Here is a 19,713-nt window from a genome sequence, read left to right on the forward strand (position 1 = left end):
CCGGGTCGCCCTTCTACGTCGCCGCACTACCGCCACCCGCCCGAGCCCGCCGCTCTTGCGTCGCGCATGAGCGATCGCCGATCGGCCGCTCCTGTGGCAAGCCGTCTGAGGGGTCAACCCCTCAGACAGGGCGCTCGGGTGCGAGCCGGCCGCCTCTGGGGCTGTTGGAGGTGTCGGGTCGGCGACTTTGTGCACCACCTGAGTGGATTGCCGGCCCCGAAACGCTCAGGTCGTGCACAAGGTGGGCCGTCGGGGCTGCGACTTGAGCGCGTGTTGGGGCTTGGGGCGACTGGTTGGTGCTCGATTGGGATGTGCTGCCTGATTGGGCAGGGGTGGTTGCCCTGTCGTTCTATGTGCCCTCGGTGTGCGGGTGGTGGCGGTGTGCTTTCCCGTTGACCTGTAGGGGTTGTGGTGTTGCCATGGAGGGTCCGTGGAGGGCGGCTCCATGCTGGGGGGACGGGCATGTAGGGGGTAGAGGTGCGGGTTAGGACAGCACGAATAGCGGCGGTTTCGGCCGTTGCGCTTCTCGGTACGGTGCTGGTGGCGGCGCAGGCCGAAGGTACTGGTGGCCACAGCAGTCTCAAACCGGTGGTGACCGGTCTGAACGGGCCGCGTGGAGTCGCGGCCAACGGGTCCAAGATCGTCTACAGCCTGGGTGACGGCTCGGTTTACGAGGCGTGGGCCTATGGCACCAACAAGGGGATCAAGAAGCTCGGTACGGTTCCGGGCGGTTTCCCGCCGGCGGTCGACACCGACAGGTGGGGTACTACCTATGCGCTGACCGGTGCGGGTGGCGAACCAGGGCAGCCGTTGCCGCCCGGTAGCGCAACGCTGTTCAAGCTGCGGCCGGGCAAGTCGCCGGTCAAGGTGGCCGACATCGCGAAGTACCAGCTGAAGGATCCGGACCCGTACAACCTGGCGGACGAACCGACGGAGTCGAATCCGTTCGGCGTGGCCACGCTGCGCGACGGCACGGTGCTCGTGTCCGATGCCGCGAACAACGATCTGCTCCGGGTCTGGCCGAACGGCAAGATCAAGACGGTCGCCCGGCTCAAGCCGCGCGTCGTCAAGGCGCCGGCTGAGTTCGGTGGTCAGCTGATGCCGGCCGAAGCGGTCGCCACCTCGGTGACGGTCGGCTCCGACGGCTACTACTACGTGGGCGAGCTGCGCGGCTTCCCGGCCACGGCCGGGACCTCTGAGATCTGGCGGATCAAGCCCGGATCGGTCAACGCGGTCTGTGACCCGCTGAAGCCGAACAAGGGCAGCTGCCAGCGGTACGCCGACGGCTACACCTCGATCGTCGACCTGGCCGCGGGTCCGCACGGCACGATCGCGGTCGTCGAGCTGGCCAAGGCCACTTGGCTTGCGGCCGAACCTCCGGGCACGCCGGCGATTGGTTCGTTGTTCCTCCAGTACCCCGGCAAGCACCACAAGGCCGGTTACAAGAAGGAACTTGCCAAGGGCAAGCTGGTCCTTCCGGCGGGCGCGGCCATCAACAGGTACGGCGACGTCTTCGTCTCGTCACCGCTGTTCGGCCCGGGAGCCATCTACAGAATCAAGTAGCGGGTGTTCCACGTTCGCCGTAAACGGCTGTGACCAGGGCGATCAGCAATCCGGCGAAGAACATGTGGATCAGCACGAGCACCCACGGCAGGCCAGTGAAGTACTGAGTGAAACCGACCGCACCCTGTATCAGCTCCATCGCCAGCAACCAGGCAGCGAGTTTGCGCAGGGTGCGGGAGGTCGCCGTCACCCGGGTGGCGATCACCAGAGCGATCGAGACACCCAGCAGGGCGAACACGCTGTCGGAGTGCAGCTGGCTGATGATCTCCGGATCGAAGCCGTTCCGGCCCGTCTCCGGATCGCCTGAGTGCGGCCCGGCGCCGGTGACAACGGTGCCGAGGGCAACGGCCACCCAGACCGCCACCACACAAGCGGTTGCGAGCGCCCGGACCACCGGGGGAGTGTGCGGATAAGGACTCGTCCTCGACCGCCGCATCATCGCCACGGTCAACGTGATGATGATCGGCGACACCAGGAAGTGCGCCGACACGATCCACGGGTTCAGTCCGGTGAGAACGCTCACGCCACCGATCACAGCTTGCAGCGGGACACCCAGCGCGGCCGCGGTGGCGAGTCGCCGCAAGTCGGTACGCCGTGGCCGGTACCGCATCACCACGAGCCAGGTGCAGATCGCGACTACCGCGACCACGAACCCGAGCATCCGGTTGCCGAACTCGATCGCGGCGTGGAACCCCAGCTCGCTGTGCGGCACGTACGACGAGTCGGTGCACGACGGCCAGGTCGGGCAGCCCAGCCCCGAGCCGGTCAGCCGCACCAGCCCGCCGGTCACCACGATGCCGATGTTGACCACGACGGAGGTCCAGCCCCAGCGGCGGACGACGTCCAGGCTCGGCTCTGGCACCAGCCGCCAGAATCCGTTGACAGGCTCGGTCGGGTGGGTGGGGGCGTCCGTGGTCACCGGCACACTCTAGAGAAGGCCTTGCTCAGTCCCACCGGAAGGTCCGGGACACCAGGTATCCGAGCACGGCAGCCCACAGGGCCAGAGACAGTGCAGCGGCCCACGGCACAACGCCTTCCAGGGTGGAGTTCGCGAGCCCGTTGGCCAGCGCGGCACTCGGCAGCAGCCGTACTACGCCCTGCATGCTCTCGGGGTACTCCTCGACCGGCGTCATGATCGCGCCACCGACCAGCAGCAGCAGGTACAGGAGGTTCGCCGCGGCCAGCGTCGCCTCGGCGCGCAGCACTCCGGCCATCAGTAGCCCGAGCGAAGCGAAGGCCGCAGTACCGCACAAGACCATCAGTAGGACGCCGAACACCGCAGTAGGCCCGCCGACCGGCTTCCAGCCCAGGGCGAAGCCAGCGACGATCAGGACGGTCAGCTGGATCACCTGGATCGCCAGGACCGAGCCGATCTTCCCGGCCAGCAGACCGGTCCGGGACAGGGGAGAGGCGCCCAGCCGCTTGATCACCCCGTACCGGCGCTCGAAGCCGGTCGCGATGGCCAGGGAGGTAAAGGAGGTGGACAGCACGGCCAGCGCGAGCACCCGCGGTACTGCGAGGTCCACAGCCGGCCCGTCGCCGAGGGGGAGCCGGTCGCCGAGGCCAGTGCCACCCAGGAGGAGCAGTAGCCCCAGCGGGATCACCAGGGCGAGCAGCAACTGCTCTCCGTTGCGCAGGAGCAGTCGGAACTCCATGACTGCGTGCGAGTAGACCTTCCGGGGCCAGGGGGCGGAGCCAGGACGAGGGACATAGGTGGTGCTCACTTGCTCAGTCCTCACTTGCTCTCCCGAGCCGTCAGCGCCAGATAGACATCCTCGAGCGACTTGGCGCCGTGCTCGGTCAATACGTCGGGACTGCCGGAGGCGATCACCTTGCCGGCCGACACTACGTGCACCTGGTCGGACAGCTGCTCTGCCTCGTCCATCGCGTGCGTGGTCAGCACGACGGTCACGCCGTCATCGCGCAGATCCCGGATCAGCTGCCAGATCTCCCGGCGACCGTGCGGGTCGAGCCCGGTGGTCGGCTCGTCCAGGAAGACGATCTCCGGCCGCCCGACGATCGCCATCGCCAGCGACAGGCGCTGCTTCTGCCCACCCGAGAGGCGCCGGTACGGCGTACGGCCGCAGGTGCCGAGGTCCAGCCGCTCGATCAGCGCCGGGAGCTCCAGCGGATGGGCGTGCAGCGACGCGACGTACCGGAGCATCTCCAGCGCGCGGACGCCCGACCAGGCGCCGCCGTCCTGCAGCATCACGCCGATCCGGGGCATCAGCTCGTCGTGGTCGGCGATCGGGTCGAGCCCGAGCACCCGGACCTGCCCCGAGTCGGGCCGGCGGAAGCCTTCACAGCTCTCCACCGTGGTCGTCTTGCCGGCTCCGTTGGGGCCGAGCACGGACGTCACTGTTCCGCCGGTTACGGTGAGACTGAGCCCGTCCACAGCGGCCTTCTCGCCGTACCGGACGACGAGGTTGTCGATCTCCACCGCGACTGGCACAAGTGCAGAGTAGTAAACGCCTTGACGTGACGCTGCTCACGGTCACCCGAAGTGGCAGGCGCGGGGTGGCGAACCGGTTAGGGCAGCCTTATTTGAAGGCCTCCAGCAATTAGGTGACACTGTTGTTGTGAAAACTTCCGCACAGACCAGCCGAGTGCCCGAGGGCACTGCTGTCGCGCGGGACGAATCCACCCGGGACCGGGTCGCCCGCTCGATCCTGACCAACGGGCCGTCCAGCGCAGCGGTGCTGGCCGACCGGCTCGAGCTGACCCCGGCGGCGGTCCGCCGGCACCTCGACCACCTGCTCGAAGCGGGCCTGGTCGAGAGCCGCGAGGAGCGCGTCTACGGCCCCCGTGGCCGTGGCCGTCCCGCCAAGGTCTTCGTGCTGACCGACATCGGCCGGCACGATTTCCACCAGGCGTACGACGACCTGGCCGCGACCGCCCTCCGCTTCATCGCGGAGTCCGGTGGCGACGAGGCCGTCGTGGAGTTCGCCCGGCAGCGGGTCGCCGAGGTGGAAGAGCGGTACAGGGAGTTGCTGGCGGCGGCTCCCGAGAGTGACAAGGCGCAGGTACTGGCCAAGGCACTGACCGCGGACGGGTATGCCGCCTCAGCCCAGCAAGCCGGTGCCGGCGAGCAGTTGTGCCAGCACCACTGCCCGGTCGCGCACGTGGCCGCGCAGTTCCCCCAGCTGTGCGAGGCCGAGACCGAGGTGTTCTCGAGACTCCTCGGCCGGCACGTCCAGCGGCTGGCCACCATCGCCCACGGCGACGGTGTCTGTACTACGCACATTCCCGGTGCCCCGGCATCGGTTTCCCTTGTTTCCGACGGCGAATCTGCGAGGACTGCACGATGACGCAAACCGCTCACCCCGAGCTCGACGGGCTCGGCACGTACAAGTTCGGCTGGTCCGACAGTGACGCTGCCGGTTCCATCGCCAAGCGCGGCATCAACGCCGACGTGGTGCGGGGCATCTCGACGCTGAAGGACGAGCCGGAGTGGATGCTGGACCTGCGGCTGAAGGGCCTGAAGCTCTTCGACCGCAAGCCGATGCCGTCCTGGGGCGCCGATCTGTCCGGGATCGACTTCGACAACATCAAGTACTTCGTCCGCTCGACGGAGAAGCAGGCCACCAGCTGGGAAGAGCTGCCCGAGGACATCAAGAACACCTACGACCGGCTCGGCATCCCGGAGGCGGAGAAGCAGCGCCTGGTCGCCGGCGTCGCCGCGCAGTACGAGTCGGAGGTCGTCTACCACCAGATCCGCGAGGACCTGGAGGCCCAGGGCGTCATCTTCATGGACACCGACACCGGCCTGCGCGAGCACCCGGAGCTGTTCCAGGAGTACTTCGGCTCGGTGATCCCGGTCGGCGACAACAAGTTCGCCGCGCTGAACACGTCGGTCTGGTCCGGCGGCTCGTTCATCTACGTGCCCAAGGGCGTCAAGGTGGACATCCCGCTGCAGGCCTACTTCCGGATCAACACCGAGAACATGGGCCAGTTCGAGCGGACCCTGATCATCGTCGACGAGGACGCCTACGTTCACTACGTCGAGGGCTGCACGGCGCCGATCTACAAGTCGGACTCGCTGCACTCCGCGGTCGTCGAGATCATCGTGAAGAAGGGCGCCCGCTGCCGCTACACGACGATCCAGAACTGGTCGAACAACGTCTACAACCTGGTCACCAAGCGCGCCACCTGTGAAGAGGGCGCGACGATGGAGTGGATCGACGGCAACATCGGCTCCAAGGTGACGATGAAGTACCCGGCCGTCTACCTGATGGGTGAGCACGCCAAGGGCGAGACGCTGTCGATCGCGTTCGCCGGCGAGGGCCAGCACCAGGACGCCGGCTCGAAGATGGTCCACAACGCGCCGTACACGTCGAGCTCGATCATCTCGAAGTCGGTCGCCCGTGGCGGTGGCCGGACGTCGTACCGCGGTCTGGTCGAGGTCGCGCCGGGCGCGCACCACAGCAAGTCCACGGTGCGCTGTGACGCGCTGCTGATCGACACGATCAGCCGCTCCGACACCTACCCGTACGTCGACGTCCGCGAGGACGACGTCGCGATGGGGCACGAGGCGACCGTCTCCAAGGTCAGCGACGACCAGCTTTTCTACCTGATGAGCCGGGGAATGGCCGAGGACGAGGCGATGGCGATGATCGTCCGCGGCTTCATCGAGCCGATCGCCCGCGAGCTCCCGATGGAGTACGCGCTGGAACTGAACCGACTGATCGAGCTGCAGATGGAAGGGGCCGTCGGCTGATGTCAGCCACCGAAACCCTGGTTGCGACCGGTAACCAGGCGCACTCCCACGGGCCGGGCTCCCCGGTGCCGTTGCAGGCCCGGAGCGAGCGGACCACGTCGTACGACGTGGCCGACTTCCCGGTGCCGAACGGCCGTGAAGAGGAGTGGCGCTTCACCCCGGTCAAGGCCCTGAAGGCACTGTTCGCCGACGAGGCCGGCACCGAGACGCCCAAAATCGACGCGCACGGCCCCGAGGGCGTCGTCGTCGAGAGCATCGCCGTCGACGCCGTCAAGGCACTCACCCCGCAGGACCGGGTCGCCGCCATCGCCTGGAAGCAGGCCGGCGAAGCGCTCGCGGTCCGGATCCCGGTCGAGGCCGAGCTGACCGAGCCCGTGCACGTGAACGTCGCCAGCCTCGGCGGCCGCGGTTACGGCCACCTGGTGATCGAGGCCGGCCGGCACAGCCGGGCGACCGTGATCATCGACCACACGGGCAGCGGCGAATACGCGGCCAACGTGGAGATCGTTGTCGGTGACGGCGCCGAGTTGCGCGTCGTGTCGATCCAGCAGGGCGACCACGAGTCGATCCACGTCGGCCAGCACGACGCCGTGATCGGCCGGGACGCCAAGCTCAACCACGTCACGGTGACGCTGGGCGGCAAGATCGTCCGGCTCTCCACCAACGTCCGGTACGCCGGTCCGGGTGGCGACGCGAACCTGCTCGGCGTGCTGTTCGCCGAGTCGGGCCAGCACCACGAGAACCGGCTGTTCGTCGACCACGAGGCGATCAACTGCAAGAGCAACGTGCTCTACAAGGGCGCGCTCGCCGGTGACCACGCCCGCTCGGTGTGGATCGGCGACGTGCTGATCCGGGCCGCGGCCGAGGGCACCAACACCTTCGAGCTGAACCGGAACCTGGTGCTCACCGATGGCGCCCGCGCCGACTCGGTGCCAAACCTGGAGATCGAGACCGGCGAGATCGAGGGCGCCGGGCACGCCTCGGCGACCGGCCGGTTCGACGACGAGCAGCTGTTCTACCTGCAGGCCCGCGGCATCCCCGAGGACGAGGCCCGGCGACTGGTGGTGTCCGGCTTCTTCAACGACATCATCGGCCGGATCGGCGTTCCCGAGGTGACCGAGCACCTGCACGACGTGATCGAGCAGAAGCTGGCCCGGGCGGCTGAGCTGAGCGCGGCGGCCAAGGCCTGAGCATGAGTGACTCGTTCGAACGCGCGTGCGCCGTCGCCGACGTCCCCGACGAAGGGGTCATCGCGACGGAGGTGGGCGGCGTCGAGGTGGCGGTCGTGAAGAGCGACGGCCAGTACTTCGCCGTCCGCGACGAGTGCTCGCACGCGCAGATCCAGTTGTCCGAGGGCGACGTCGGCGACTGCGAGATCGAGTGCTGGCTGCACGGCTCGCGCTTCAGTCTGAAGACCGGCGAGCCGCTCAGCCTGCCGGCGTACGACCCGGTACCGGTCTACCCGGTGCGGCTGGACGGCGACGATCTGCTGGTCGACGTCAAGAACCCCCTGAACCAGGCTTCCTAGTAAAGACGGAGATAGAAACCCCCATGGCGACACTCGAGATCCGCGACCTGCACGTGTCGGTCGATACCGAGAACGGCCCGAAGGAGATCCTGCGCGGCGTCGACCTGACCATCGCCGGTGGTCAGACGCACGCGATCATGGGCCCGAACGGTTCCGGCAAGTCCACGCTGGCGTACTCGATCGCCGGCCACCCGAAGTACAACGTCACCAGCGGCACCGTGACGCTCGACGGCGAAGATGTCCTGGACATGAAGGTCGACGAGCGCGCCCGGGCCGGCCTGTTCCTGGCCATGCAGTACCCGGTCGAGGTCCCCGGGGTGTCGGTGTCGAACTTCCTGCGCACCGCCAAGACCGCGATCGACGGCGAGGCGCCGAAGCTGCGCACCTGGGTCAAGGACGTCAACAAGGCGCTCTCCGACCTGGAGATGGACCCGGAGTTCGGCACCCGGAACGTGAACGAGGGCTTCTCCGGTGGTGAGAAGAAGCGGCACGAGATCGTCCAGCTCGAGCTGCTCGACCCGAAGATCGCGATCCTCGACGAGACCGACTCAGGCCTCGACATCGACGCGCTGAAGATCGTCTCCACCGGCGTCAACCGGTTCGCGGAGAAGGGTGACAAGGGCGTTCTGCTGATCACCCACTACACCCGGATCCTGCGCTACATCACGCCGGACTTCGTGCACGTCTTCGTCGATGGCAAGGTCGCCGAAGAGGGCGGCCCGGAGCTGGCCGACGAGCTCGAGGCCAACGGCTACGAGCGGTTCCTGAAGACAGGCGCCAAGGCATGAGTGACGCCCGGACCTTCAGCAGTCCGCTGGACCTGCAATCGGTCCGGGCGGACTTCCCCATCCTGTCGCGAGTGCTGGCGAACGACTTCCCGCTGGTCTACCTGGACTCGGCGAACTCGTCGCAGAAGCCGGTTCAGGTGGTCAAGGCGATCGAGGATCACTACTTGATCCACAACGCCAACGTGGCTCGTGCCATGCACCAGCTGGGTGCCGAGGCGACCGCGGCGTACGAGGGTGGCCGGGACAAGGTCGCTGCCTTCATCGGCGCGACCAACCGGGACGAGATCGTCTTCACCAAGAACGCCTCCGAGGCGCTCAACCTGGCGGCGTACACGCTCGGTGCTTCGCTGAAGCCGGGGGACGAGGTGCTCATCACGGAGATGGAGCACCACAGCAACATCGTCCCGTGGCAGCTCGCCTGCGAGCGCACCGGCGCGACCCTGCGCTGGTTCGGCGTGACGGACGAGGGCCGCCTCGACCTGAGCAACATCGAGGAGCTGATCAACGAGCGCACCAAGATCGTTTCGCTGACCTGGGTCTCGAACGCGCTCGGCACGATCAACCCGATCACCGAGATCGCCGCGAAGGCCCACACGGTCGGTGCGACGGTCGTGGTCGACGCCTCCCAGGCCGTGCCGCAGTTCCCGGTCGACGTCTCGACGCTCGGCGCCGACCTGCTCGCCTTCACCGGTCACAAGGTCGTCGGCCCGACCGGGATCGGCGTGCTCTGGGGACGCTACGACCTGCTCGCCCAGCTGCCGCCGTTCCTCGGCGGGGGCGAGATGATCGAGATCGTGCGGATGACGGGCTCGACGTACGCCCCGCCGCCGGCGCGCTTCGAGGCCGGTACGCCGCCGATCGCGCAGGCCGTCGGGCTCGGCGCGGCGCTGGATTACCTGGCCGGCATCGGGATGGACAAGGTTGCGGCCCACGAGCAGGCCATCACGGCGTACGCGCTGGAAGGCCTGAAGACGGTGCCGGGGCTGAAGATCCTCGGGCCGAGCGACATCGCCGACCGGGGCGGAGCGATCAGCTTCGAGCTCGACGGCGTGCACCCGCACGACGTGTCGACAGTTCTGGACACTCGCGGTATCGCGGTCCGCGCCGGGCACCACTGCGCGCGGCCGGTGCACGAGCGGTTCGGAATGCAATCGTCGACCAGAGCGTCTTTCTACCTGTACACGACTCCCGAGGAGATCGACGCGCTCGTCGACGGGCTCGGGTTCGTCCGGTCATTCTTCAAGGTGGACTGATATGCAGCTCGACAGCCTGTACCAAGAGATCATCCTGGATCACTACCGCAGCCCGCACCACGCCGGGCTGTCGGACCCGTACGACGTGGAGGTGCACCACGTGAACCCGTCCTGCGGGGACGAGGTCACGTTGCGCGTCGAGCTCGACGGTGACACGGTGACCGGCGTGACGCACAAGAGCGTCGGTTGCTCGATCAGCCAGGCGGCCACCTCGGTGATGAGCGACCTGGTGATCGGCAAGCCGATCGCCGAGGGCATGGCGACGTACGAGAAGTTCCTGGAACTGATGCAGGGCCGGGGGAATGTGGAACCGGACGAAGAAGTTCTGGAAGACGGCGTCGCCTTCGCGGGTGTCGCGCAGTTCCCGGCCCGGGTGAAGTGCGCGTTGCTGGGCTGGTCTGCCTGGCGCGACGCGACCGCCCAGGCACTCGCGAAGAAAGAAGGAGCAACCAATGTCTGAGCAGACCGACGAGAAGATCGAGCTGCCCGAGGTAGACCTCGAGGCGGCGGGCAAGCCAGCCGGTACGACCCCGGTTGCCGTCGAAGACGTGACCGAGGCGCTCAAGGACGTCGTCGACCCCGAGCTGGGGATCAACGTCGTCGACCTCGGCCTGATCTACGGCGTGACCGTGGACGACAGCAACACCGCGATCATCGACATGACGCTGACGTCCGCGGCCTGCCCGCTGACCGACGTGATCGAGGACCAGACCCGGATGTCACTCGAAGGCCTGGTCAACGACTTCCGGATCAACTGGGTCTGGATGCCGCCGTGGGGCCCGGAGAAGATCACCGACGACGGCCGCGACCAGCTGCGCGCGCTCGGCTTCAACGTCTGAGCAGCACGTAAACGTCGGAGCACCCTAGTACTGCCGAAGCCCGGGTCAGGTGGCCCGGGCTTCAGCATGTCCGGATGGGCTAGCGTCAACGGGTGACCCGAATCGTCTCCATCGGCCCCGAGCGGCTCGAACGCTGGCTGGCCGGCTTCACCGAGCGCCACGGCGTCACCTCGTACGACGTGACGCCGACCCACCTCAGCGCATCGGCCGAGGACGGGTCGCGCGCCGACATCGAAGTACCGTTCGGGCCGCTCGAAGACCGCACACCGGCCGGGCTGGTGGCGCATGTGCTGACCGAGCGGCGCGTCGGGTTGTTGCTCGTACGCCGCGGTGGCTATGGCGCTGGTGTTTTCGCCGGCACCAAGTTGGTGGACTCCAAGGTCGGCTCCCGGCACGTGCAGGGCACCACCAAGGCCGGTGGCTGGTCGCAGCAGCGGTTCGCCCGTCGTCGCGACAATCAGGCGCGCGAGGCGTTCAACGCGGCCACCGAGGTCGCCGTACGGATCCTCGCGCCGGCCAAGCTCGACGTACTGGTCTGCGGGGGAGACCGGAAGGCGATCGACACCGTGCTCGAAGACCCACGGCTGAAGGCGCTTCACCCGCTGGTCCGGCCTCCCTTTCTCGGCGTGGCCGATCCCCGGCAGAAGGTGCTGGAGCAGGCCGGGGTAGACGCTCGGGCAATCCGGATCGAGCTCACCGACCCGCCCGGCTCAGACTGACGGGCCGTAGAGCGCGCGGAAGTCGTCGAGCGTGCCGCGGTAGTACTGCAGGTCGTCGACCAGCTTGCCGCGGGTGAGCATCTGCGGGTTCTGGGCGCGGGCCTGGGCGCCGAGCTCGGACCAGACGCCCGCCTCGGCGACATCTTCGGCACCCTCCGGCAGGAACTTCAGCGCCTCACCGACCGCGTCGGCGGCGGCCTCCCAGTTCAGCTCGACAATGGCCCGATCCTGATCCGGACCACCGCTGTAGGCCATGTCGGCCGCCAGCGCCCGGCGCGCGAACGTCTCCGCCACGAGCACCCACTGGGCGGCGTCGACGAGCTGCGAGACCCCGAGGCCGAAGCGCGCGCCGACCGTCCGGGCCGCCTGCTCCGAGGCGTACGGCACCGAGATCTCGCCCGCCGTCGTGGTCACCGTCCAGGCGTCCTCGCCCTCGGCGGCGTTCACGCCGGGCAGGATCGGGGCGGGCTCGGCGGCCGGTGCGGACTCGTCGGCCACCGTCGTCAGGCTCACGTAGACCTGGGTCTCGGCCAGGGTCCTTGCGGTCAGCATCGGTTATTTCGCTCCTGTTTCTCGGACGAGTTCGTGATACGTGTCGCGCACCACCAGCAGGCGGTCCAGCCGGAACCTCCCGGGTTCGGCCTCGAAGACCTGGCGGCCGTCCGGCGTCCAGAACTCCTCCGCCGGTACGACGGGCTGCCCGGGTGGCACGAACTTGATGACTTCCTCGACCGCCGCCCGCGCGATGGACAAGGCGAGCCCTGCCTCCGCCGGCTCGACGGGCACGTTGCCGGCTGCCTGGTCGGCCACCGCCAGCCACTGGCCGGCATCGAGCAGCTCCGAAGGCTCGGTACCGCCGAAGGTCGGCCAGGATCCCACTGGAGTCTCTTTGGCCGGCAGACCGAACAGGTACTCCCGCTCGGCCGCGCAGCCCGGACAGACCGCGGCGTAGCTGATGGTCAGGTCGCCGTCGACCTCGATCAGCGCGTGCTCCCAGGGCGCCTCGACCGAACCGCAGTCCGGGCAGGGGTGCAGCTCGAGATAGAGGTGCGCCTCGTCCCTCGTGCGTGCCATCGCGAAAGCCATGCCGTCCCTCTCCTCGTGTCGGACCATCATGCCCGGTATCCCGGCGCGGATAGGCCGACGCGTCACTGACCTGCCAGCGCGGGCCCATGGCCGGCACCGTGACCAGGGCCGTGACCAGCGCCGTGACTGGTGCCGGCGCCGCCGGTCGGTTGCCGCTCGCCCTGGCCCGCCGGCGCGCTCAGCTGCCGGGCAGTGGTCGAGTGGTCGAGGCCCTTCAGCATCGCGAGCGGTACGCCGTTGTGCTCGAGCGCCTCGGCCACCTTGCCGTTGAACGACTCCGACCGCGCGGTGCCGTTGTAGAGCGTGCGCAGGTCGACGCGTCCCTCGCACATCAGCGCGACCCTCGGGTGCAGACCGGCGAACGCCTCGGCATAGCCGGAGTCGTCGCCCACCTCTTTCAGCGATCCGTCCTGGAAGGCCTCATAGTGTCGCTCCGCCCCGCCGGCCTCCTGCACGGCCAGAGCCACTGTGCGCTTCTCCGCGACCGCCTGGTTCAGCGCGGTCAGCAGTGGCCGGTACGGCTGGTGAACATCGTTGCCTGCGGCATCTACTCCGTACTCCGTGGTGCGCAGCTCGGCCTTCGCGGGCTTGGGCCCGGCCGCCTCCAGCGCTGGTGCGGCCTTGGTGCCCGACTCGAGTTGCCGCAGACCGTCGAGGTACTCGTTCTGGAGCATCTTGAGGTAGTACACGGCGTTGGCGGTCTCGGGCAACTGCACGGAGCGCTTGACCTTCGGCAGGCCGCGGCCCGATTCGGCCACCTCGTGAACCGTCACGCTGAGGGCCATCGGCGCCTTCACGGTCGCCTGCTCGCCCTCCTTGAAGCGGCTCGTCTCCAGCCGGGTCGCGTGGGAGTCGGAGGACTGCTCCTTGACCTGTTCGCCGACCGAGCCGCCGACGTTGACCAGCCCACCACTCGCGCCACCGCTGCCCGTCACCGGCATCAGCCGGTTGCCGGTGACGGTGATGCCATTGCTCTCCATGGCCCGCCACACCTGGCCGCTCTGGCCGCCGGAGATGGGGTCGTCCTGCAGCTCCCAGCCCACCGGCCTGGCCTTGACGGTGACGACGAACTTGGTGTTCGAGTTGCCCCGGCCGGCCATCGCCGTCAGCTCCAGGCCTTGGTCGCTGGTCAGTCGCTTGAGGGCGGCCCGCAGCGCGGTCGGCGAGAGCTCGCCCTCCAGCGCGACGTCGTTCTCCCGCATCGCCGCTTCGCCCATGTCCTTGTGGGCAACCAGGTACGCCCGGATCTGCTGATGGAGCTGATCGACCTCCGGCTCACCCTCGCCATGCGGGATCATCGCCTCTGCGGTGGCGCCCTCCGGCACCTGTACGACGCGGTGATCGGGCTCGACCGCCGGAGCCGGAGCGTTCGGGGTTGCCTCCTTGAGCAGCTCGCGGGGCACCATCAGCGTCATCCGGGCCTGGACCTGCTCGGGTGTCGCGTGAGTCGTCTGCTCCGCGGGCAGGGTCCGGTTGAGCCGCCAGCGCAGGCCGGCCATCGTGGCTGCACCCGCGCTGCGGACCCGGGACACCTGAACATCGAAGGTGGCGTCCCGGCGGATCTCGGCCTGGTTGAAGTGCCCAGTCCGGTCCACGTGCGTGTTCTGGGTGCCGCGCTTGGCGGTGACGTTGCGGCTGCGGTCGGTCCCGATGCCTCCCGACAAGGAGGAGTCCTTCAGCTCAGCGCCCGCCGCGTACGTCGTAGTGTGCGAGACGGACTCTTCCTGGGTGCCGTAGTCGTAGTTCTGCTTGAGCCCGATCGCGTCGACCTCGGGGATGTCTGGCGTCCCGTCGACCAGTACTGGACCGTCGTACCGGGCCTTGACGCGGACGACGATGAGGTCGGGCTGAGGTTGCCCGGGGACCGGTACCTCCACCTCGGCGACGAAGCCACGGACGCCGTACATGTCGCCCAGGTGCCCCTGCCAGCCGTCGGTCCCGAGGTCGGTGGCCAGAGCGGCCCGCAGCATCGGGTTGGACGCCAGCAGTCCCGGGGCCAGCTTTTCGACCTGCTTGAGCGCGGGATTGAGGAGATCCACCTGTCCACCCGGCTGACCGATCGGGCTGATGTCCTCGATCTGCGCCGACGCCAGCCCGATGTCGTACTGCGGTGGCAGCCCCATCTCGCGCGGCTGGTCGGCGACTCGTGCGATGCCGATGACCGCGTCGTCGAACCGCTGCCGAGCCGACGGCGCGGTCGACTGGGAGGCCTTCGCGTGCTCGACGAGTCGCTCGGTCAGCCGCTCGTCGGTGTGCTCGGTGGCCAGACCTGTGGTGACACTGGCCTTCTCCTGCTTGTAGCGACGAACGAAGGCCGCGGCGTCTCGCGGGCTGATCTTGAGTTGGCCCTCGAGATATCGCTCGGCCGCGTCGCTGACGACCTCCAGCGGAAGGTCGAGCTCGCGTCGCCCGTACAAGCGCAGGGCACGTCGCTCCGGCGTCGTCGTCTGTACCTTGGCGTCCTGCAACGGCACGGACTGCACCACGGCGCCGTTGGCGTCGACGAGGTCGGCGACCAATTTGTACCGGTCGAGGAACTGGTGATGCGTGCCGATGTTGACCAGCAGGCCCTCTTCGCCGGTGGTCTGGCTGTTGCTTGTCGACTGCGACGTACCGCCGGTGCGCCCGAGGTTGGCGCCGCCCGAGAACGCGGAACCATCGGCCTCGACCGGGCCGGCACCGCCGTCGACGCCGACTCCGCCCGAGGTCGATCGGCCGGAGGTGAAGCCGGTGTCCTTCATGGTGAAGTTGATGTCGCCCGAGTTCTGCTCGGTGACCGCGAGGAAGGTGCGGTCGACCGCCTCACCACGGACCACCACACTGAGGCCACGCGGCAGCAACGTGCCCTGGCGAATCGCGTCCACGGGATTGCCCGCCGGCGGAACGATGGTCATCGGGAGCCGGTACTCGCCGTTCATCCACTCCTTGTGCGCGACCAGGCTGTCCGGCGCGAGCATGGCGTGCAGTTCGAGATAGGTGTTGGAACCCAGGTCGATCGCGTCCACCGCCGACGTGATCCGGTCGACGGGGTTTCCCGCGTCGACGTGCACCGGCATCGACTGCTTGACCGCGGCCGCGCTCGGGGCCTTGGGCTGGGCCGCGTGGACCGGCTCGGCCGCCCGCGCCAGCGCGTTGTCGACGAGGATCCGGGCGCTGCCCTTCGCGTCGGCGAGGGGAGCGGAGTCGCCGTCCTTGGTGATCTCGGTGACGACGACCCGGTGACCGGTCCGCAGGATGTCGACCGGCCCGGTGGTCTCGGTCAGCGACACCCGGTTGACCCGGCGGCCCGCCGACCAGTTGAAGCTCCTGCCGACCGCGCTCCGGCTGAGCTTCACCCCGATCCGCCCGGCCCAGCCGCGAACGCCTTCGGCCGGACCATTGCTGAGGCTCGCCCCCGCCGACAAAGGCACGCCCTTCGACCGCCCGCCCGAACGGCTGCTCGCATCGGAGGCGATCCCGAGCCGTACGACGTTGTCGGTCGTACTCGTCCCCTCGCCGGTGACGTCCGTGAAGTCCTGCTGAACGGCGATCCGGAACGTCCGGTACTGCGGCGCGTGCCCGGTCCGCTGGTCGATCAGCACCAGCGGGATACCGCTCTGCGTGGCCTGGTTGTAGCCGGCTTCGAGGCGCTCGGCGGCGATGTGCTGAACCGTCCGGTCGTAGTTGATCAGCTGCCCGGAACGCAGCCGCCGGTCGTCGGGCACGTCATCGAAAACGGGCTGGAGATTGGCGTCGAGGGGCGGCACGAGCCCTTCGCGGCTGAGGTTGCGCAGCGTCTGCTCCAGCGCTTCGCGATCGCCCGTGAAGTTCTGGACGAGCGCTTGCCCGCCGCCGCGCAGCTGATTCGCCCCGGGCCCGATCACGGGCGGCAGGGTCTGCACCCCGGTCGGCGGCTCGGGGTCGCCTCGCAGCAAGGCCCGCTTGTACTGATCCAGGCGAGCCGTGCCGTCAGGGTTACGCCGTACGGCGTCCTTGTCGACTCGCCCGCCCGCGCGGAGCAGATCGTTCTCGGGCACCCGGAGCCGGGCGTCGCAGAAGTCGGTCACCACGACCGGCTCAGCCGCTGGATCGTTGAGCTTGCGCAGAGTGGCCCTGACCCGGAGGCCGACCACGACGCCCTGCGTCGGGCCTTGGTTGCGGTGCACGACGGGAGTGATCGAGGTCGCGCTGACGCTCAGCCCGCCTTGCCGGGAGACGTTGCGCCCGGCTGACACGCTCGGGGAGACGTCCGCGGTCGTCGAGCCGATGTCGTTCAGCGCGGACGGGCTCGGGTAGTAGTCCGGCACCGGCTGCCCGGCCACGGCCGTGCCCGGGTAGGCCAGACCTACCGACGCGGATGCGGAGGAGCTGGAGCTCTGGTTTGCGCTGACGCCGTTGAAGTCGACCTCGACCTCCTCCTGCCAGAGGTCGGGGCTGGACTCACCACTGAGCTTCGCCGTACTCCAGATCGGCTCGACCTCGAGCTGCACGTGGTACACGGCCTCGCCGCCGCTGACGATCTGGCGGCCGTACCCGCCTGGCTTGCTCGTCTGCCGCAGCAGCCGGGAGACGTCCTCGGTGAGCAGGCCGTCGATCTGGGCGTATGCGACCCGGTCGATCTCGCCGAAGCGTTCGCGGCCACCCGCGATGATCCGGTCGCGGATGGAGTTGAGGCCTTCGATATTGGTGACCGTGTGGCGAGGGAACGCCGGGTCGACCTCGTTCGCCCGGCCGAGCTCGGCGAGCGTGACCGTTTCGCTGGCGGGCTTCACGGTGTAGGCGGCCGAGACCCAGGTCAGCTGGTGGCCCGCATCGAACGTCGCCGGCGCTGACCAAGGCTCCGTCGCGGAGGCGCGAACCTCGACCTCCCACGTGCCGGTCCAGCCGACCTGCAGCGATTCGCCCCGGTCGTCGTCGACCGCGCCCTGCTTGTCGTGCGAGCTGGAACCGCTCGTCTCGCTCTGGCCCCTGCCGGAGGACACATCGATCCGCGGAGCAGCGACCTGGGACAACGAGTGGACAGTGCTCCCGGGCGGCGCCATCGCCATCAGTGGTTGGGCATTCACCCCGAAGCTGAAGTTGGTCGAATGCGTCGCGGTGGTCGCGATGCTCTGACCGCCATCGCCGATCGTGCCCGACATCTGCTCGGCCAGCTCGTAGTCGCGATCGAGGTTCTCGCGGACGTCGCGAGGCCGCAGCCTCAACCGGACCTGGGCCAGCTTCGTGACGTCGGAGTCAGGGCTCCCACCGACGGTGAACTCCATCCCGTCACCTGACAGCAGCCGCCGGTACGCCGCAGCCGGCAGCGGTGGAGGCGCAGTGCTGTCGCCGAGCTGGGCGGAGATGCCGTGCGCGGCCAGCACCTGGTCGATCTGGCTGATGGGAGCGTTGAGCGGCTGCCCGTCCGGTACACCGGTGTGCAGCACGTCCTTGACCGGTAGAGCCGCCTCCGCCGCGACCCGGTACGCCTCTGTCTTCTCCACGGCGTTCTGAGCCAGGGTGGCGAGTGCTGCCTGCGGCTGGCGCGGGTCACTGATGACTGCGTTCAGCTCGGCCAGCAGGTCTCGCTGACCGGCCAGGGCCTGCTCGGCCGCGACCACTGCCTGCTGATAGCCACCGGCGATCTCTGTGTGCCGGGTGGCCTTCCGGGCGGCTCCGGAGGCCTCGACGTTGAGCACGCGGGCTCGTTCAGGCGCACCCTTGTCCTTGAAGCTGAGCTCGGCAGCGGCCTTCGAGGAGAGTTCTCGGGCTTCGTCGGTGGCCGCGGCGGAACTCGCCGTCTTCGCGTCAGCCAGCGTCTGCAGTTCCCGCACTTCCGACGCCAAGCCGCTGACTGCGCCGGCAACCTGCAGTTGCAAAGCGGCAGGCGTGTACGGCGCCAACCCGGCCGACTCGGCCCGTACTGCGAGCGCTGCGGCGGTACCGGCCGCTGCTGCCCCAGGAACGTGCATCGCGTCGGCAGCCCAGGGGAGTGCGGGCGTGACCCCGCCTCTCTTGCGGATCGAGGTCGCGAGAGCATCGAGATCACGCTCCAGCCCGGCGACGCTCTGGGGAGCCGCAGCCCGCGCCCGATGCCACGAGTCGGTGAGGAACTGGTACGACGCGTAGTCGGCGCTCAGCCTGCGATCGCGCTTCTCGTGGCTGAACACCGACCGCAGCTTGCCCAGCACTCCGGTCGGCCGCCCGGTGTTGGCCGCGTCGAGCTCATGGGTCAGCTGGCTGAGCTGGTGGACCCAGACCTGGGCCAGCTGGTCGTCGGCCAGGCGCGGCGAGATCCGTAGTACGTGCGGATCGTTCTCCGTGCCCGAGCGGAGTCGCCCTTCGGCGGCCAGACCTCGGCTGGTCGGCAGGATCTCGACCCGGAGGTGTTGCGGTGCGTCGCTCGTGGTGGTCTCGAGAACGGCCTGCTGGGTTTGGGGGTTGATCGCCGGACGGCTGGTGATCATGCCGCCGAGCTCCGCGCGGCCGAGTCGCTGGAGGGCCGCGAGAGCCGCGTTCTCGTTGAGATCCAGGTCGAGGGCCGGGCGGCCACCGATGCCGGTGACGAGTCCGGATCCACGGACCTGGGGCGTCGCGGTCCGGGCGTTCGAGACCCGGCGGTGGCGGGAGCCGACCTGCGATCGATGCCGCCCGCCTTGCTGCTGCAACTGCTGCTGCGGCGCGATCGGCAGCGCAGTACCGGAGGCTTGTAAGGAGGGGTTTGATGCCTGGTGGTTCAGCAGTAGCGCGTCGCGGCGGATCTGCTGTGCTGTGGAGACCAGCTGGGTAGGCCGTGCCTGCGGCGATCGGTCCGGCAGGCTCGCGAGGCGGGCCGCCGCTGTCTCGGACTGTGGGGCCGCGCTCTCCAGGACGATTCGCAACATCGCGTCGGCCTCGTCGCGCCGGGTCTGCTGCAGACCCGGTACGTGCAGGAGGCGGTCAAGTGCTGCGGTTGCGCCGTCGGCCGGTTCCAGCCCGCGGCTCCGGGCGACCTCGGCGCCGACCAGGGCGACCGACTCGGCCAGCAGACGCTCCTCGCTCGCTCGATCAGCTGCCCGGCGGGTGAGACGGGTGTCCAGCGCGGTGACGACGTGGGCAGGCAGAACCTCTTGTGCGTCCAGCCGGAAGCCGCCGTCGCGCAGGCGTACGCCGGACGGCGCGACCACGCCGAGGGCGATGCCGAGAGCCTCGCGCGCGCGGGCCCCGGCGAGATCGCCCTGCGTCGGACTGCTCATCCGGTCGGCTCCTTCGGCGTCGGTGAG

The 19,713-nt window shown here is 68.8% G+C and carries 15 protein-coding genes and 1 pseudogene; 10 read left to right on the top strand and 6 right to left on the bottom strand.

Features of this window, described 5'->3' with window-relative positions; translation table 11 throughout:
- Positions 1-588 precede the first annotated feature (588 nt).
- A complete protein-coding gene (locus G3I17_RS37045; RefSeq protein ID WP_164603665.1) occupies positions 589-1,563 on the top strand; it encodes a ScyD/ScyE family protein in 975 nt (324 codons plus the stop codon).
- Here the strand turns inward: G3I17_RS37045 and G3I17_RS37050 are convergent.
- The 3 genes and pseudogenes from G3I17_RS37050 to G3I17_RS37060 all read right to left on the bottom strand — a co-directional run.
- The gene (locus G3I17_RS37050; protein ID WP_203591284.1) at positions 1,556-2,482 is read right to left on the bottom strand and encodes a COX15/CtaA family protein; all 927 of its coding nucleotides are present in this window, start codon (positions 2,480-2,482) and stop codon (positions 1,556-1,558) included. The genes G3I17_RS37045 and G3I17_RS37050 overlap by 8 nt on opposite strands.
- 25 nt (positions 2,483-2,507) lie before the next feature.
- Positions 2,508-3,218 carry an ABC transporter permease gene (locus G3I17_RS37055; RefSeq protein WP_203591285.1) on the bottom strand — a complete coding sequence of 237 codons (711 nt, stop codon included), beginning with the start codon at positions 3,216-3,218 and terminating at the stop codon, positions 2,508-2,510.
- Between the two features lie 125 nt (positions 3,219-3,343).
- Positions 3,344-4,015: pseudogene (locus tag G3I17_RS37060) on the bottom strand (ABC transporter ATP-binding protein); the annotation flags it as partial.
- Positions 4,016-4,169: 154 nt separating this feature from the next.
- Between G3I17_RS37060 and G3I17_RS37065 the strand changes: the two are divergent.
- The 9 genes from G3I17_RS37065 to G3I17_RS41400 all read left to right on the top strand — a co-directional run bounded on the left by G3I17_RS37065 (position 4,170) and on the right by G3I17_RS41400 (position 11,407).
- Positions 4,170-4,871: a helix-turn-helix domain-containing protein gene (locus G3I17_RS37065; RefSeq protein WP_164603792.1), complete on the top strand. Its 702-nt coding sequence runs from the start codon at positions 4,170-4,172 to the stop codon at positions 4,869-4,871.
- Positions 4,868-6,280 carry a Fe-S cluster assembly protein SufB gene (gene sufB, locus G3I17_RS37070; protein WP_164603669.1) on the top strand — a complete coding sequence of 471 codons (1,413 nt, stop codon included), beginning with the start codon at positions 4,868-4,870 and terminating at the stop codon, positions 6,278-6,280. Before G3I17_RS37065 ends, sufB begins: the two co-directional genes overlap by 4 nt.
- Positions 6,280-7,470, top strand: a complete 1,191-nt coding sequence (gene sufD / locus G3I17_RS37075; protein WP_164603671.1) for a Fe-S cluster assembly protein SufD — start codon at positions 6,280-6,282, stop codon at positions 7,468-7,470. The genes sufB and sufD overlap by 1 nt, the downstream gene beginning before the upstream one ends.
- A gap of 2 nt (positions 7,471-7,472) precedes the next feature.
- Entirely contained in the window at positions 7,473-7,808 is a 336-nt protein-coding gene (locus G3I17_RS37080) for a non-heme iron oxygenase ferredoxin subunit (protein ID WP_164603673.1), read from the top strand.
- Positions 7,809-7,831: 23 nt separating this feature from the next.
- Positions 7,832-8,596 (top strand): Fe-S cluster assembly ATPase SufC, encoded by a 765-nt coding sequence (gene sufC, locus G3I17_RS37085; RefSeq protein ID WP_164603675.1) that lies wholly within the window; start codon positions 7,832-7,834, stop codon positions 8,594-8,596.
- Positions 8,593-9,849, top strand: coding sequence for a cysteine desulfurase (locus tag G3I17_RS37090; RefSeq protein ID WP_164603676.1), 1,257 nt, complete (start codon positions 8,593-8,595; stop codon positions 9,847-9,849). The genes sufC and G3I17_RS37090 overlap by 4 nt, the downstream gene beginning before the upstream one ends.
- Before the next feature lies 1 nt (position 9,850).
- Positions 9,851-10,309: a Fe-S cluster assembly sulfur transfer protein SufU gene (gene sufU, locus G3I17_RS37095; protein ID WP_164603678.1), complete on the top strand. Its 459-nt coding sequence runs from the start codon at positions 9,851-9,853 to the stop codon at positions 10,307-10,309.
- A complete protein-coding gene (locus tag G3I17_RS37100; protein WP_164603681.1) occupies positions 10,302-10,688 on the top strand; it encodes a metal-sulfur cluster assembly factor in 387 nt (128 codons plus the stop codon). Before sufU ends, G3I17_RS37100 begins: the two co-directional genes overlap by 8 nt.
- 92 nt (positions 10,689-10,780) lie before the next feature.
- Entirely contained in the window at positions 10,781-11,407 is a 627-nt protein-coding gene (locus G3I17_RS41400) for an acVLRF1 family peptidyl-tRNA hydrolase (protein WP_164603683.1), read from the top strand.
- On the opposite strand, the gene G3I17_RS37110 is transcribed toward G3I17_RS41400, so the two are convergent.
- The 3 genes from G3I17_RS37110 to G3I17_RS37120 all read right to left on the bottom strand — a co-directional run bounded on the left by G3I17_RS37110 (position 11,399) and on the right by G3I17_RS37120 (position 19,686).
- On the bottom strand, positions 11,399-11,959 hold the full coding sequence (locus G3I17_RS37110) for a hypothetical protein (protein ID WP_164603685.1): 561 nt from the start codon (positions 11,957-11,959) through the stop codon (positions 11,399-11,401). The two genes, G3I17_RS41400 and G3I17_RS37110, sit on opposite strands and share 9 nt — an antisense overlap.
- A 3-nt stretch (positions 11,960-11,962) precedes the next feature.
- Complete coding sequence (locus G3I17_RS37115; RefSeq protein WP_164603688.1) at positions 11,963-12,493, bottom strand: hypothetical protein; 531 nt, start codon at positions 12,491-12,493, stop codon at positions 11,963-11,965.
- Positions 12,494-12,555: 62 nt separating this feature from the next.
- Entirely contained in the window at positions 12,556-19,686 is a 7,131-nt protein-coding gene (locus G3I17_RS37120; protein WP_164603690.1) for a hypothetical protein, read from the bottom strand.
- Positions 19,687-19,713: the final 27 nt, after the last annotated feature.

This window comes from Streptomyces sp. SID13031 (assembly GCF_010548305.1).
Taxonomy (GTDB): Bacteria; Actinomycetota; Actinomycetes; order Propionibacteriales; family Kribbellaceae; genus Kribbella.

Coding starts and splice junctions, on each gene's coding strand:
- G3I17_RS37055 (WP_203591285.1), bottom strand. CDS start 3,218: ATGGAGTTCCGACTGCTCCTGCGCAACGGAGAGCAGTTGCTGCTCGCC.
- sufB (WP_164603669.1), top strand. CDS start 4,868: ATGACGCAAACCGCTCACCCCGAGCTCGACGGGCTCGGCACGTACAAG.
- sufD (WP_164603671.1), top strand. CDS start 6,280: ATGTCAGCCACCGAAACCCTGGTTGCGACCGGTAACCAGGCGCACTCC.
- G3I17_RS37080 (WP_164603673.1), top strand. CDS start 7,473: ATGAGTGACTCGTTCGAACGCGCGTGCGCCGTCGCCGACGTCCCCGAC.
- sufC (WP_164603675.1), top strand. CDS start 7,832: ATGGCGACACTCGAGATCCGCGACCTGCACGTGTCGGTCGATACCGAG.
- G3I17_RS37090 (WP_164603676.1), top strand. CDS start 8,593: ATGAGTGACGCCCGGACCTTCAGCAGTCCGCTGGACCTGCAATCGGTC.
- sufU (WP_164603678.1), top strand. CDS start 9,851: ATGCAGCTCGACAGCCTGTACCAAGAGATCATCCTGGATCACTACCGC.
- G3I17_RS37100 (WP_164603681.1), top strand. CDS start 10,302: ATGTCTGAGCAGACCGACGAGAAGATCGAGCTGCCCGAGGTAGACCTC.
- G3I17_RS37110 (WP_164603685.1), bottom strand. CDS start 11,959: ATGCTGACCGCAAGGACCCTGGCCGAGACCCAGGTCTACGTGAGCCTG.
- G3I17_RS37115 (WP_164603688.1), bottom strand. CDS start 12,493: ATGGCTTTCGCGATGGCACGCACGAGGGACGAGGCGCACCTCTATCTC.
- G3I17_RS37120 (WP_164603690.1), bottom strand. CDS start 19,686: ATGAGCAGTCCGACGCAGGGCGATCTCGCCGGGGCCCGCGCGCGCGAG.